The 13,500-nt window shown below is 59.9% G+C and carries 12 protein-coding genes; 7 read left to right on the top strand and 5 right to left on the bottom strand.

Features of this window, described 5'->3' with window-relative positions; all coding sequences use genetic code 11:
* The first annotated feature begins 72 nt into the window (after positions 1-72).
* From AC2CHD_RS07345 to nadE, 5 genes are read left to right on the top strand one after another with little or no spacing between them, the layout of a single operon-like run.
* Complete coding sequence (locus AC2CHD_RS07345) at positions 73-1,182, top strand: hypothetical protein (protein WP_484553107.1); 1,110 nt, start codon at positions 73-75, stop codon at positions 1,180-1,182.
* A 55-nt stretch (positions 1,183-1,237) separates the two neighbouring features.
* Entirely contained in the window at positions 1,238-3,184 is a 1,947-nt protein-coding gene (gene asnB, locus AC2CHD_RS07350; protein ID WP_484553108.1) for an asparagine synthase (glutamine-hydrolyzing), read from the top strand.
* Between the two features lie 17 nt (positions 3,185-3,201).
* A complete protein-coding gene (locus AC2CHD_RS07355) occupies positions 3,202-3,474 on the top strand; it encodes an acyl carrier protein (RefSeq protein WP_484553109.1) in 273 nt (90 codons plus the stop codon).
* A gap of 16 nt (positions 3,475-3,490) precedes the next feature.
* On the top strand, positions 3,491-5,032 hold the full coding sequence (locus AC2CHD_RS07360; protein WP_484553110.1) for a class I adenylate-forming enzyme family protein: 1,542 nt from the start codon (positions 3,491-3,493) through the stop codon (positions 5,030-5,032).
* Positions 5,029-6,012, top strand: a complete 984-nt coding sequence (gene nadE, locus AC2CHD_RS07365; RefSeq protein WP_229448275.1) for an NAD(+) synthase — start codon at positions 5,029-5,031, stop codon at positions 6,010-6,012. The genes AC2CHD_RS07360 and nadE overlap by 4 nt, the downstream gene beginning before the upstream one ends.
* On the opposite strand, the gene AC2CHD_RS07370 is transcribed toward nadE, so the two are convergent.
* Together AC2CHD_RS07370 and rocF are read right to left on the bottom strand one after the other, a co-directional pair.
* Positions 6,013-7,098 carry an ornithine cyclodeaminase gene (locus AC2CHD_RS07370; RefSeq protein ID WP_484553111.1) on the bottom strand — a complete coding sequence of 362 codons (1,086 nt, stop codon included), beginning with the start codon at positions 7,096-7,098 and terminating at the stop codon, positions 6,013-6,015.
* A 2-nt stretch (positions 7,099-7,100) separates the two neighbouring features.
* Positions 7,101-8,021 (bottom strand): arginase, encoded by a 921-nt coding sequence (gene rocF, locus AC2CHD_RS07375; protein WP_484553112.1) that lies wholly within the window; start codon positions 8,019-8,021, stop codon positions 7,101-7,103.
* 129 nt (positions 8,022-8,150) lie between these two features.
* Here rocF and AC2CHD_RS07380 point away from each other — a divergent pair, with 129 nt between their 5' ends.
* Together AC2CHD_RS07380 and AC2CHD_RS07385 are read left to right on the top strand one after the other, a co-directional pair.
* Positions 8,151-8,588, top strand: coding sequence for an Lrp/AsnC family transcriptional regulator (locus AC2CHD_RS07380; RefSeq protein WP_484553113.1), 438 nt, complete (start codon positions 8,151-8,153; stop codon positions 8,586-8,588).
* A 79-nt stretch (positions 8,589-8,667) separates the two neighbouring features.
* Positions 8,668-9,738: a Gfo/Idh/MocA family protein gene (locus tag AC2CHD_RS07385; RefSeq protein WP_484553114.1), complete on the top strand. Its 1,071-nt coding sequence runs from the start codon at positions 8,668-8,670 to the stop codon at positions 9,736-9,738.
* Between the two features lie 4 nt (positions 9,739-9,742).
* Here AC2CHD_RS07385 and AC2CHD_RS07390 read toward each other — a convergent pair whose 3' ends face one another.
* The 3 genes from AC2CHD_RS07390 to ftsZ all read right to left on the bottom strand — a co-directional run bounded on the left by AC2CHD_RS07390 (position 9,743) and on the right by ftsZ (position 13,423).
* Positions 9,743-10,906, bottom strand: coding sequence for a Gfo/Idh/MocA family protein (locus AC2CHD_RS07390; RefSeq protein ID WP_484553115.1), 1,164 nt, complete (start codon positions 10,904-10,906; stop codon positions 9,743-9,745).
* A 25-nt stretch (positions 10,907-10,931) separates the two neighbouring features.
* The gene (locus tag AC2CHD_RS07395; protein WP_484553116.1) at positions 10,932-12,182 is read right to left on the bottom strand and encodes a glycoside hydrolase family 5 protein; all 1,251 of its coding nucleotides are present in this window, start codon (positions 12,180-12,182) and stop codon (positions 10,932-10,934) included.
* A gap of 227 nt (positions 12,183-12,409) precedes the next feature.
* Positions 12,410-13,423 carry a cell division protein FtsZ gene (ftsZ, locus tag AC2CHD_RS07400; RefSeq protein WP_229448266.1) on the bottom strand — a complete coding sequence of 338 codons (1,014 nt, stop codon included), beginning with the start codon at positions 13,421-13,423 and terminating at the stop codon, positions 12,410-12,412.
* Positions 13,424-13,500 lie beyond the last annotated feature (77 nt).

Raw genomic sequence — 13,500 nt, forward strand, 5'->3', positions numbered from 1 at the left:
ACAACTTTAGGTCACAGACTGTGTCCCGAGTACACAATGTTCAACCGGGGCGCGAATTGTCGTGTTTTTTCCATGAGTGATATTCGCCCATTGGAACAGGACGACATTCCTGCGGTGTCTGAGATGCTTCAGCGCATATTGCGCAACAGGCGTGCCCCCGCTCCACAGGGCATGCGCGACTATCTTCGAGAGCTGTTTCTCGATCCCCCATGCCGGGCCGACGGAATCCATTCATTGGTCCATCTCCGTGAGGATGGAAAGGTCAACGGCTTCATGGGCGTGCTTCCCATGCGGTTCACCTATCGGGGAAAGACACTCAGAAGCGCTATAGGCGGAAGCTTCATGGTCGACCGACACGAAGACGACCCCTATGCCGGCGCACGCCTCCTTCGGGCCTTCCAGTCGGGCCCACAGGACCTTTCTCTCACGGAAACCGCCAATGATGTCTCGACCGCGATGTGGCGCCGGCTGCGCGGAACGATCCTGACCGAATATAGCTTGGAATGGCTGCGCATCCTTCGCCCGGCCGGCTTCATGGCCGCCATAGCGGCGAACGCTTTCGCTCCGGCCGCCCTTGCGCGCCCATTGGCCCGCCCTTTTGACGCCCTGTTGCGCCGCAGAGGCTCTCCACCACAATGGACGCATGTGGCCGATGGCGAATTTGCGCAAACTGCTCTGGTAAGCGAAGACACCGACATCGCGGAGACTGTGTCGCTGATCCGGACATTCGCTACCACTTTCGCCCTTCATCCCGAATGGTCGCAAAGCGAGCTGGAACGGATGGTCGTTGAAGCACAACGCAAAGCCAATTACGGCACGATGGTGCGTCGCAAGGTGCTCTCCCGCGGCGGCAAAACCGTCGGGTTCTTTGTGTATTACGGAAACAAAGGCGGCATCGGTCGTGTCATTCAGGTCCTGTCATTGCCGGGACACGAAGGCTCCGTGCTCGACACGCTGCTGGACGACGCCACCAAACGCGGTCTGGTCGCTATGCGCGGTCGCGGTCAACCTGCACTCGTAAACGCCATGCTCGGCCGTCGCTTTGCGTTTGTTCATGCTTCCTCCAGTATTGTTCATGCAAAGGACAGGACGCTTCTCGAGCCGTTTGTCACCGGACAAGCTTTTCTCAACGGCTTTGCGGGAGAATCCTGGACCCGGCTCCTCGGGGATCGCTTCGACTGAAGCACATCCAGGAATTGGAGACTGGGCAGTTGAGTCTTCGGGGGTAAAGACATCGATGTGCGGAATCGCAGGATATTGCGGCGCGGGCCTTCCTCCTCGGGAAGCCAGGATGCTCCTGACGGCCATGTCTGCTGCCATTGCTCACCGCGGCCCCGATGAAGCTGGCATTCACATTGCTGACCGTGCCGGCATGGCCCATCGCCGTCTCGCGATCATCGCTCTCGCCGATGGTCAGCAGCCCATGGCAAGCGCCGACGGACGACTGCACATCACCTACAATGGCGAAATCTTCAATTACCTCGAACTGCGACAGGATCTGGAAAGTCGCGGGCACCATTTTCGCACCAAAAGCGACACCGAGGTGGTTCTCCACCTTTACAGCGACCTCGGGCCAGCTTGCGTAGAAAAGCTGAACGGCGATTTCGCTTTTGCAATCCACGACACCCAGAACGAGCGGCTTTTTCTAGCACGCGATCGCTTCGGTGTGCGCCCCCTGTTTTACACATGGCATCGCGGGTGCTTCTACTTCGCCTCTGAAATCAAGGCACTCTTGGCCGTGCCCGGTATCGAAGCGCACCTCGACCCTCTGGCACTCGACCAGATTTTTACGCTTTGGGCCCCCATTCCGCCACGCACGGCATTCGAGGGAATTTGCGAACTGCCCCCTGCGCACCGGATGATCGTGGATAACGGTGCAGCGCGGATTCAGCGCTACTGGGACCTGGATTTCTCCGATATCCATCACGATCGTTCCGAAGATCGGATGAGAGAAGAAACACGCGCGCTGTTGGAAGACGCCACACGCATACGTCTGCGCGCCGACGTGCAAGTCGGGACCTATCTTTCAGGGGGACTTGATTCATCCCTCATAGCTGCCCTCGCCAAACGCATGGCACCGGCCGGTCTATCAAGCTTCGCCGTAACGTTTTCCGACCCCGCTTTCGATGAAAGCGGTTTTCAAAACGAGATGGCGGATGTCCTGGGAACCGCTCACCATACGGTGGACTGCAACACTGATGAGATCGCCTCTGTCTTTCCGCAAGTCATCCGGCACGCCGAACTGCCGATCCTGCGAACCGGCCCCGCCCCCCTCTACCGGCTCTCCTCTCTTGTGCGATCAAAGGGGATCAAAGCGGTCCTTTCCGGCGAAGGTGCCGACGAGATCTTTGCCGGATATGACATTTTCAAGGAAGCGCGCATCCGCCGTTTTTGTGCACGGCAGCCCGGCTCGCAGCTGCGCCCGCATCTGTTTCGCCGCATCTACCCTTATCTCGCCAATCTGAAACGCCAGACGCCGGACTATCTGGCGGCCTATTTCGGCATCACCACGGATTGCCTTGATGATCCGCTCTATTCCCACCGGCCACGCTTGCGGAGCACCGCGGGCACGAAGCTTTTTTTCTCGGAAGCCATAAAGAAAAAGCTGGGCGACTACAGCGCCGCCGATGAGCTTGCATCCACGCTGCCAGAGGCGTTTCGCGAATGGCACTCATTGCACCAAGCACAGTATCTAGAGACCCGTTTTCTTCTGCCTGGCTATATTCTTTCCAGCCAGGGCGACCGCATGGCCATGGCGCATGGCATCGAGACGCGTTTCCCCTTTCTCGACCACCGGCTGGTGGAACAAGCTGCACGCGTTCCGGCAGACATCAAGCTCCGGGGACTTCGGGAAAAACATCTTCTCCGGGAGGCCATGCGCGGCACGATACCCGAACGGATCGCCGAGCGGCCGAAGCAGCCTTACCGCGCGCCGGAAGCCAATGCCTTCACGGCGAAGGCACCCGATTACGTCAAAGCCGCATTCGAAAAAACAGCCCTGGAAGAAACCGGCGTCTTCGACGTTGAAAAATCGACCAGATTGTTTAAAAAAAGCCGGCTAAGTAATTTCACCGGTTTTCGTGACAACGCCGCTTTTGTCGGCATCCTCTCAACGCAGCTTTGGTCCCAGCATTTCGCCAGGCAGTTTCGCAGAACGGACGAGACCCTGGCGGTTCCTGTCTGACCGTGAAAGGAAGCACCATGCCACAGCAGATCAACGCCGATATTCGCGCATTCATCGTCGAAAACTTTCTGTTTGGCGATGAGAGCGAGATTCCCGACGACGATGCGTCTCTCATCGAGAACGATATTGTTGATTCCACCGGCATTCTGGAGATGGTGTCTTTTCTGGAAGAGCATTTCTCGGTTGAGGTGGCAGATCCGGAAATCGTGCCCGAGAACTTTGACACGATTGCCCGCCTGACCGCATTTGTCGCCGGGAAGAGCAAGGCGAAAGCCGCCGCGAGCACCTAGGTCGGGAGGCACTCCAATGCGCGTCGAGGCTTTCCTGCGGGCCCGGGCAGCCATTGCCCCTTCTGCCACGGCTCTTGTAGCAGGGTCTGAGCGGTTAAGTTTCGCCGATCTCGATCATCTGTCCGAGCGCATGGCGGGTGCCTTAGGCCTTCATGCGGTAGAACCAGGGGACCGGATCGTCCTTTTCATGGACAATCTCTCCGAGATGGCCGTCGCCATCTTCGCGGGTTTAAAGGCAGGCGCAGTTGTTGTTCCTGTTAATCCCGGAGTGAGGGCGCAGGGCCTCGCCCACGTTTTAAGTCACTGCCTGCCCAAGGTCCTGGTATGCGAAGCCAGGCACGTCAAGTTCTGTGATGAGGCGACTGTGGCAGCGGGCCACAAACCCCTCTCAATCATAGCGCGGTCGGGCGCTTTGGTTCCGCACGACGCCGTTGCGTTCGAGACTTGCCTCGAATTGGAAGCGCCATTACCCGTCGGTCAGGAGAATGACCACGACCTCGCCTTTCTGATCTACACCTCCGGCTCATCCGGCATGCCTAAAGGCGTCATGATGAGCCACCGCAATGTCGACGCGGCATCAGAAATCATCGCCGGCTACCTGGGCAACCGCGATCACGATGTGGTGCTATCGGCGCTGCCACTGTCTTTCACCTACGGGCTCTATCAGCTCCTCGTCGCGATACGCAGTGGCGCGACGCTCGTTCTGGAAAAGAGCTTCGCCTATCCTCATGCAATCCTCGAAAAGGCGTGTGTCGAGGGTGTCACCGGTTTTCCTCTGGTGCCCACCATGGCGGCTATGCTTGCCGTGCTCAAGGGAGTGGGTCCCGAGCGTCTGCCGGCACTGCGCTACATGACCAATGCTGCGGCGCATCTGCCGCCCGCCCATATCGAAGCACTCCGCGCTCTCTTCCCCGCTGCGCGCCTTTACTCCATGTACGGGCTCACGGAATGCGCGAGAGCAACGTTTCTCGACCCGGAGCAGCTCGACCGACGTCCTACATCCGTTGGCAAGGCTCTCCCGCGCACAGAGGCCCTTGTCGTGGATGAAAACGGAAATGAGGCCGCGCCAAACATTCCCGGCGAACTGATCATCCGCGGGCCTCATGTCATGCAAGGCTATTGGAACGATCCAAACGCAACCGCCCGCGCTCTGCGCGCTGGACCGGGCGGCAAAGGCAAGTTTCTTTACACGGGCGATCTGTTCAAACGCGACCCGGAAGGGTTCCTCTATTTCATCGGCCGCAAAGACGAAGTGGTTAAGATCCGTGGGGAGAAAGTATCGCCGAGGCAGGTGGATGCCGTGCTTTCGGCCTGCCCCGGCGTTCGCGAGGCCATCGCCTTCACCACGCCCGACCCGGTCTCCGGCCACCGGCTGAACGCCCTCGTGGTGCCTGCTTCCCCCGATTTGACCAAGCAGGAGCTTGCCCGCTTCTGCAAGCAGCGATTACCGGACGTGATGGTGCCGAAATCATTCATTTTTCAGGCGGAGTTGCCAAAGACGGCGAATGGAAAGATCAGCCGCCGCCTTGCCGCCATGGAGGCCATGAGAATCACATGAACATCTGCTTCTCCACAGACACCCTGAAAATCGACGTCGTTGCCGAAACCGACCGCATCATCACGGCTTTGCGTACACAGCTCCGAACGAACCTGCGCAAACGCGGTTTAGTGCTCGGCCTGTCGGGCGGCATCGATTCCAGCGTCTGCGCAGCCCTTGCAGCCCGTGCGTTGGGGCCGGAACGCGTCTTTTGCCTGTTCATGCCGGAATATGACTCGGATCCGGAAAGCCTCCGGTTGGGACAGGAAGTGGCCAGCACTTTCAGGCTGCAAAGCGCCGTTGAAGATATCGGCCCAACGCTGGAAGCCATGGGCTGCTATGAACGGCGCAACGCCTTCATCCGCCAAGTGGTGCCGGAATTCGGCCCTGGCTGGTCGATGAAGATTGCCATTGCCAATGCGCTCACCACCAAGGCCTACAATATTTCATATCTTGTTGTGCGGAGGCCCGACGGCACGGTCGAAAAACACCGGCTTCCACCCGAAGTATATCTCGGCATTGTCGCCGCCACCAACATGAAGCAGCGAACCCGCAAGCAGCTGGAATACTATCATGCCGACCGGCTGAACTATGCGGTAATCGGCACCCCGAACCGGCTGGAATACGATCAGGGTTTCTTTGTGAAAAATGGCGATGGCGCCGCCGATGTGAAGCCCATCGCCCATCTTTACAAGTCACAGGTCTACCAGCTCGCAAAACATCTGGGCGTGCCTGCCGAGATCCGCCGGCGCATGCCGACAACCGACACTTATTCACTCGCCCAATCCCAGGAAGAGTTCTATTTCGCCCTGCCCTATCGCGAGATGGACCTGTGCCTTTATGGCCTCGACCACGACGTTCCGGCCAAGAAGGTCGCCTGCGCCACGGGCCTCAGCGAACGGCAGGTGGGCCTTGTGTGGCGCGACATCGCCTCAAAACGCAAGGTGGCGCACTATCTGCACCTGCCGCCGCAGACGGTGGAAGATGTGGCGACACCCTGATCAGCCAGCCTTCTTCGCCGCCAGAAGCGACGAACCGGGGAAGCGCAGAAGCATGCCGAAAAGATCGCGCGGCTCATCGGGATCGGCCAGAAGGTCGAGCTCGATGAAGTGATTGGTCTCGCGCACGCGGTCATAGACATAGCGCAGTGCGGAAAAATCCTCGGTCGCGAAACCGACGGAATCGAAGAGCGTGATCTGGCGCGGCTCGCGACGCCCTTTCACCTTACCGGCGATCACCCGCCACAGTTCTTCCACCGGGTGATCCTCCGCAAGCTGCTGGATTTCACCCTCGATGCGGGTCTGCGGCGGATACTCCACGAAGATGTCAGAACGGGTGAGAATGTCGCGATGCAGCTCGGTCTTGCCGGGGCAGTCGCCGCCCACGGCGTTGATGTGCACGCCGGCGCCAACCATGTTGTCGGTCAGAATGGTGGCATACTGCTTGTCGGCCGTGGCCGTGGTGATGATGTCAGCCCCTTCGACCGCCTCTTCGGGTGTGCTGCACGGGACCATTTCGAAACCCAACCCTTGCAGATTGCGCAGACATTTTTCTGTTGCATCACCATCGATGTCGTAGAGCCGAAGGCGGTCGACACCGAGGGCGGCACTGAAGGCCATCGCCTGGAACTCGGACTGCGCGCCATTGCCGATCAGCGCCATGGTACGCGACCCTTCCGGCGCCAGATATTTCGCCGCCAGCGCGGAGGTGGCCGCGGTGCGTAACGCGGTCAGGATGGTCATCTCGGTAATCAACAACGGATAGCCATTGCCCACATCGGCATAAACGCCGAACGCCGTCACCGTCTGCCGGCCCTCACGCGTGTTCTTGGGATGACCGTTCACATATTTGAAGCCATAATGTTTGCCGTCGCTCGTCGGCATCAGCTCGATAACCCCCTCACGGCTGTGGGAGGCCACACGCGGTGTCTTGTCGAAATCCTCCCAACGCCGGAAATCCTCTTCGATGTAATCGGTCAATTCGGCCAGGAAGCGCTCGACCCCGATCTCCAGAACCAGTTCCATCATGTGATGCACACTGACGAAAGGAACGAGGTTCAAACTGTCGCTTGCGGGTGTGTATTTCATTTTCAATGGCTCCTTGTGGGCCGGTCCATGATGCGCCGGCCAAGCAGACTGGCCGTGAGGTCGACGAGCAGGGTGGCCGTGCGGCCGCGCTCATCGAGAAAGGGGTTGAGCTCCACGAGATCGAGGCTGGTGACAAGGCCGCTGTCATGCAGCATCTCCATCGCCAGATGCGCCTCTCGAAACGTGGCGCCGCCAGGCACGGTGGTGCCCACGGCCGGCGCGATGGCCGGATCGAGAAAATCGACATCGAGGCTGACATGAAGCCACCCGCCATCGGCCGCCACCCGCTCCAGGAAGCTGCGCAGCAGCGGCGCAAGGCCATGTTCGTCGATCGCCCGCATGTCATGAACGGTCACGCCAGCCTGATGGAGGGCCGCACGCTCGGCAGGGTCCACGCTGCGCAGTCCCATCGCGCAGATGCGGCTCGGGTCAATCGCCGTGTGAAGCCGGGGAAAATAGCCTTCAAAGCCCTGCTGCCCGCTCGCATAGGCCAGCGGAACACCGTGCAGATTGCCGCTTGTGGTGGTTTCAAGTGTGTGAAAATCGGGATGCGCGTCGAGCCACAGCACGAAAAGTGGCCTGCCGGACTCTTCCGCGCGGCGCGCGACACCGGAGAGCGTCCCTGCCGCCATGCTGTGATCGCCGCCGAGAAAGATCGGCATGCCATCGGCAGATGCTTCATAGGCTGCTTCGCTGATCGCAGCCGTCCACGCGACGATCTCCGGCAGAGCCTTGAGGGCCGGGTTGCCGTGTGCGCGTATTTCTTGTGGCCTTGGGACCACCGTTCCCAGATCGGTGACCTGATGGCCAAGCTCGCGAAGGGCAGCAGCCATTCCTGCCGTGCGCAATGCGCTCGGGCCCATCTCGCAGCCCATGCGCCCCGCGCCGTCCTGGACCGGTACCCCCAATATCTTGCAATGCATACCAATACCGCCCCGTCGGAAATCCGCACTATAGGAGCCCGGATTGCCGGCAGAACGAACAAGCCAATTTGTCAAAAAATGCATATTGGCTTATCAATTTGATCAATCTGTAGAACGTTTTGAGATATCATGGATGAGCTGGACGAACGTTTGATCATCTTGCTGCGTCATGATGCGCGACGCAGCATTTCCGATCTGGCCATGGATCTGGGCACTTCACGTGCCACGGTGCGTGCGCGCATGCAGCGGTTGGAAAAGGCGGGGCACATTGTCGGCTACACGGTCATCCTGCGTGCCGACACGGTAGAGGCCCCGGTGCGCGGCATCACCATGGTGGAAATCGAAGGGCGATCCACTGACCGGGTAATCCATGCGCTGGAAGGATTTCCGGAGGTCTCGGCGATCCACACCACCAATGGCCGCTGGGATATCGTCCTGGAACTTGGGGCATCCACTCTCACCGATCTCGATGCGGTGCTACGGCGGATCCGGCTCATCCCCGGCATCGTGAACAGCGAAACAAGCCTGTTGCTCGCAACGCCCCGCAGCACGCGCGCCCGGCTGTGAGCTCGGCTTATAGGGGCGTTAACCTGATGCTTCTAACCTGAAATCCCCTGCTCCACCCGTAAACTGCGAGCCTGTGACAATGTCCGAAAAATCCGTGGAGCCCGTTCGCTGGGGTATTGTCGGCACGGGAACGATGGCCCAGCAATTTGCCAGCGATCTCGGCCTTTGCCGCGGTGCCGTGCTTTCAGCGGTTTCTTCACGACATGCAGACAAGGCCGGCGCTTTTGCGGCTCGCCACGGAAGCCTGGTTTCCGCCCACGACACCTATGCGGACCTTCTCGCCGACGACAAGGTGGAAGCCGTCTATGTGGCGACACCCAACGACACGCATTTCGCGGCGGCAAGCGCAGCGATCGAGAGTGACAAAGGGGTTCTGGTGGAAAAACCGCTTGTTGCGACGAGCGCGGAGGCCACGCGTCTGGCTGCGCTTGCTGCGGAGCGAGGCGTTTTCCTGATGGAGGCCATGTGGACACGCTTTCTGCCTGCCATCACGAAAGCAAAAACGCTGATCGAGAATGGCGCCATCGGCGAGGTTTCAAGCCTGCGAGGCATGCTGGCCTTTCACCATCCCTATGACCCTGAAAGCCGCTTTTATTCGAAAGAGCGGGGCGGTGGAGCAATGCTCGATCTGGGCGTTTACGGTGTGTCGCTTTCCCGCTTTCTGATGGGAGACCCTGTCGAAATCAGCGGGGAATGGCAGGCGGCCCCGACCGGTGTGGATCGCGCGGCATCCCTCACACTGCGCTTCAAAAATGACGCCGTCGCCACTCTCTCCTGTGCGTTCGATCGCGAGGGCGACAACAGCTTCATCATCGAGGGAAGCAGGGGAGTGCTGGTACTGCCTGCACCCTTCATCGCTGCGCGGGACGTTTTGCAATGCTCAGCCGGGTTTGCGGCGCGCCTCGCCACGATCCCGGGACGTTCTGCCTCGGCTCGTGCGATCCGCAAACTCGTATCGAGGCTGCCTCTGCCCGGCATTCGCAAACACAGTTTTCCCTATAGTGGTCATGGTCTTCAATTCGAGATCGAAGCGGCATCCAGTGCCATCCGTGCGCGCAAGACGTCACATCCCGTCATGCACCCGCTCGACAGCGCCCGCACGCTGGAGATCATCGAAACCGTTCTAAGGGAAGAAAACCGGCGGCCCTGATCTCTCAGGATCCGCTCCAGCGCGGGCTGAAATCGAAACCGGTCTTCGGCGTGTAGTCATTTTCCCCGGCATTGAGCGCAAGGACAAGCTCCGTGAGGTGCAATGCCACTTTCCCGGAGAAAAACGGGGTTCGTCCCTCTTCCAGCGCGGCAGCCTGTTCAGCGATGCCGCCCATGAAGTCTATCTGCGAAGGGTATGATGGCAGCGTCCGCTTTTTGCCTGCCGGCTGGCTGGATACACGCCGTCCCGGAAGCACCCGAACCGGGAGGGTGCGCCCGAACCTGTGTTCGATGAAGTTGAGAGCGCGTTCAAGAAACGATCTCTCATTTCCCGGCGAAGACAAATGAATGGGGGAATTGTCGTCCCACAGGTCACGCAGGATCAGGCTGCCACTGTCTCCGAGCACGGTCAGCGAACGATCCCGAGGTGCTGCGAGCCCGCAGGTCAACCGTGCCCTCACCCCACTCTGGAAAGTGATGAGCCCAACGGAGAAGTCCGGTGCAAGCGTTTCGCTATCGGCAACGCCCTTGTCAGGAAAGCAAAGCGCGGAAGAGGCAGACAGATGCGCGGCCGGACCGAAGAGAGCGGCCAGCCAGCTCAGAGCATAGCCTGCATGTTCCAGTGTACAACCGATCTTGAATTCTTCCGCACCGGGCCAATGCGCACCCGAGCGGCTGCGCCAGTTTTGCCAGTCCGCCCGAAAAACGGGACCATCCTCCATCTCGGCATAGACTAGGCGTGGCTGGCCGATCCGGCCTTCCGACAACAGCTGCGCAAAGGCACCATGCGCCTTGCTCAAGGCGTTGGCCGGCGCACAGCAAAGGGTGAGCTTTCGGCTCTCGGCCAGTGCTGCCAGCGCTTCTGCCTCGTCAAAATGCATGGCCAGCGGCTTCTCGCAATAGACGTGCTTGCCGGCTTCAAGACACGCCCTGTTGACCGCATAATGGCTCTCAGGGTTGGTCAGATTGACAACGATCTCCACATCCGGGTCGTCCAGAAGGGCCTCAATGTTGTTGTAGGCGCGCACTTTGTGGAAAGCGCAGAATTGGGCGAGGCGCTCATCGTCACGGTCCCACACACCCGCCAATTGCAGGCCCGGGTGATTTTCCAGCGTGGTCATGTAGTAGTCGGCGACGAAGCCTGTACCCACAAAAGCGATTTTCGTCATTGGAAGCCTCACTCAGGTCCTGAGCTCATTTCTCGAGTGAACGGATCATGCGCAGCACATCGTCCTCAGCGGGGTTTCCGCCAAATTCCTCGACAATGCCGAACGCTCCACCATATCCCCAGATGGACCAGGCAAAGCCGCGCTCCTCGGCCTTCTCGATCATGTCGCGCATATAGGCTGCCCGCCATTCTCCCAGGATCACATCAGGATTCTGATACTCCTGACGGATCATGCCGAACTCACCAAGGAGGATGTCCTTCGGATCGACCCCATAGCGCGCCGCCCAGTCCGCCACGGTCTTGAACGGTGCATCCATCTGCGCATCCAGTTCCTCGGGCGTATCGACGCCTGCAATCTGTTCATCGAGATAGTCCAACATTCCGGAGCGGCGCATCATGGGCGCGTTGTTGCGGATGCGTTCCCGCGCTTTCTTCACCGCCTGCTCCAGTTCGGCCCTGTGTTCATGGGGAGGATAGGGAATGCCCGTGACATAGCGAATGAAATCGCCTGCCCAAAGCGCTCCCTGCGTGGTCAGGATGAAGGGATCGTAGGAGTGAAACGCCCAAAGAATGTTGTTGTCGGGAATGGTGTTCGGGTTGAGGGCCGCAAGCCCTTCGGCCGAACCCCAGCATGCACCTGATAAAACAAGTGTGGTGCGCGGCGCAGACGAACGCGCTGCTGCAAAAAGCCGTCCAAGTTGCTCGTCCCAGAGCGCCCCTTCAGAGCCGTCGCAGCCCGTCACGGGTTCGTTCATCAATTCGAATGCGACCTGCTCTGGATCTTCGCCGGCAAGCGTACGGCCCATATCGCGCACCAGTTCCAGATAACGCTCGAACAGCGCATCATCGCGCAGCAGCTCTTCAACACCGGCGAACCGGTCGGCACCGCGCGGAATCGGATGAAGATCGACAATCACCTTCAGCCCGGCCGCATTGATGGATCTGACAGCTTCCAGCACCGAAATCAAAAGCCGCTCACGCAGATGTCTTGCCTTCGGAGAGAGAAATGGAATGGGGTCGACCGGCATGCGCAGAAAATCGAACCCCGTCTCCTTGAGGCGCGTGAGGTCGCTCGTATTCAGTTTCCGCCGCCATTCGGGATATGGCAGGAGTACGCCATCCCGCGACCACTCTGCCTCGTTCGGCCAGGTATCCCATAGGTCAAGATTGAGCCCACGCTCAGGTGCGAATGTCGCTGCCTCGAGCGGTCCGCAGGCCAGCACCAGAAGACCGACCGCTGCCAGCCCGCGCTTCAACCATGCTGTTCTGCTCGCCATCCAGCGGCCCCCGTTTCCTGATCCGAGCGGCAAACACCGCACCTTCCGGATACCAGCCGCAGATTAACGAAACATGGTGATGGACGTTGGCAACCCGTGTTTCAGGGCGCCTGTATAATTTTGGAAATTCCGGTTTGAAATTCTGAAATTCGCTCTGGAATGACGGAAAACCGGTCAAATTCCGAAATTCGGGCGGCACGTAGCCGCCCGGAAAATCGTCGCGTCATCTAGGCGCGCAGTGCCTCGGCGTGACCGCTCTCTCCAGCCTGCGCATCTGTCTCGCTTGCCAGCCCGGCCGCGACGACAGAGACCCGGAAGACACCCTCCAGCTTGTCGTCGAAGATGGCGCCGACGATGATCTCGGCATCGTCGCCGACTTCCTCACGGATGCGGGTAGCAGCTTCATCCACCTCGAACAGCGTCATGTCGCGGCCACCGGAAATGGAGACCAGCACGCCGCGTGCGCCCTTCATGTTGGCTTCGTCCAGAAGCGGGTTGGCGATAGCGGCTTCGGCCGCCTTCATCGCGCGGGCATCGCCCGTCGCCTCGCCCGTGCCCATCATGGCGCGACCCATGTCGCGCATGACCGAACGCACATCGGCGAAGTCGAGATTGATCAGGCCTTCCTTGACGATCAGATCGGTGATGCAGCGAACGCCCGAGTAAAGAACCTTGTCGGCCAGTTCGAACGCTTCGGCAAAGGTGGTCTTGGCGTCGGCGATGCGGAAAAGGTTCTGGTTTGGAATAACAATAACCGTATCGGCTGCCTGCCGCAGAAGCTCAATGCCGCGCTCGGCAATGGCCATGCGGCGGTTGCCCTCGAAGGTGAAGGGCTTGGTGACGACCGCAACCGTCAGGATCCCGGCATTGCGCGCAGCAGCGGCAATGATGGGAGCAGCACCCGTGCCCGTGCCTCCGCCCATACCGGCCGTAACGAAGCACATATGCGTGCCCGAAAGGTGATCCATGATCTCGTCGATGGTCTCTTCCGCGGCGGCCTGGCCGATCTCTGGCAGCGAACCGGCACCGAGCCCCTCGGTCGAGTTCGCGCCAAGCTGAATGAGGCGCTCGGCCTTCGACATGGTGAGTGCCTGCGCATCGGTATTGGCGGCGATGAAGTCCACGCCCTGCAAGTTTTGCGCGATCATGTTGTTGACGGCGTTGCCGCCACCGCCACCGACACCAACGATGGTGATCTTGGGGCGCATTTCAGAGATTTCGGGCTTCTTTTCGTCCGTCATTGGGCCTTGGTCCTTCCTGGGGGCAGGCGGCGAAAACGAATCGCTCCGCCCGCGCGTCCGCATCAGGGAATCAGAGT

The organism is Nitratireductor sp. ATLC21 (assembly GCF_057196525.1).

Bases quoted from the DNA above. Each gene is read 5' to 3' on its own strand.
- AC2CHD_RS07345 (WP_484553107.1), top strand. From the start codon at position 73: ATGAGTGATATTCGCCCATTGGAACAGGACGACATTCCTGCGGTGTCT.
- asnB (WP_484553108.1), top strand. From the start codon at position 1,238: ATGTGCGGAATCGCAGGATATTGCGGCGCGGGCCTTCCTCCTCGGGAA.
- AC2CHD_RS07355 (WP_484553109.1), top strand. From the start codon at position 3,202: ATGCCACAGCAGATCAACGCCGATATTCGCGCATTCATCGTCGAAAAC.
- AC2CHD_RS07360 (WP_484553110.1), top strand. From the start codon at position 3,491: ATGCGCGTCGAGGCTTTCCTGCGGGCCCGGGCAGCCATTGCCCCTTCT.
- nadE (WP_229448275.1), top strand. From the start codon at position 5,029: ATGAACATCTGCTTCTCCACAGACACCCTGAAAATCGACGTCGTTGCC.
- AC2CHD_RS07370 (WP_484553111.1), bottom strand. From the start codon at position 7,098: ATGAAATACACACCCGCAAGCGACAGTTTGAACCTCGTTCCTTTCGTC.
- rocF (WP_484553112.1), bottom strand. From the start codon at position 8,021: ATGCATTGCAAGATATTGGGGGTACCGGTCCAGGACGGCGCGGGGCGC.
- AC2CHD_RS07380 (WP_484553113.1), top strand. From the start codon at position 8,151: ATGGATGAGCTGGACGAACGTTTGATCATCTTGCTGCGTCATGATGCG.
- AC2CHD_RS07385 (WP_484553114.1), top strand. From the start codon at position 8,668: ATGTCCGAAAAATCCGTGGAGCCCGTTCGCTGGGGTATTGTCGGCACG.
- AC2CHD_RS07390 (WP_484553115.1), bottom strand. From the start codon at position 10,906: ATGACGAAAATCGCTTTTGTGGGTACAGGCTTCGTCGCCGACTACTAC.
- AC2CHD_RS07395 (WP_484553116.1), bottom strand. From the start codon at position 12,182: ATGGCGAGCAGAACAGCATGGTTGAAGCGCGGGCTGGCAGCGGTCGGT.
- ftsZ (WP_229448266.1), bottom strand. From the start codon at position 13,423: ATGACGGACGAAAAGAAGCCCGAAATCTCTGAAATGCGCCCCAAGATC.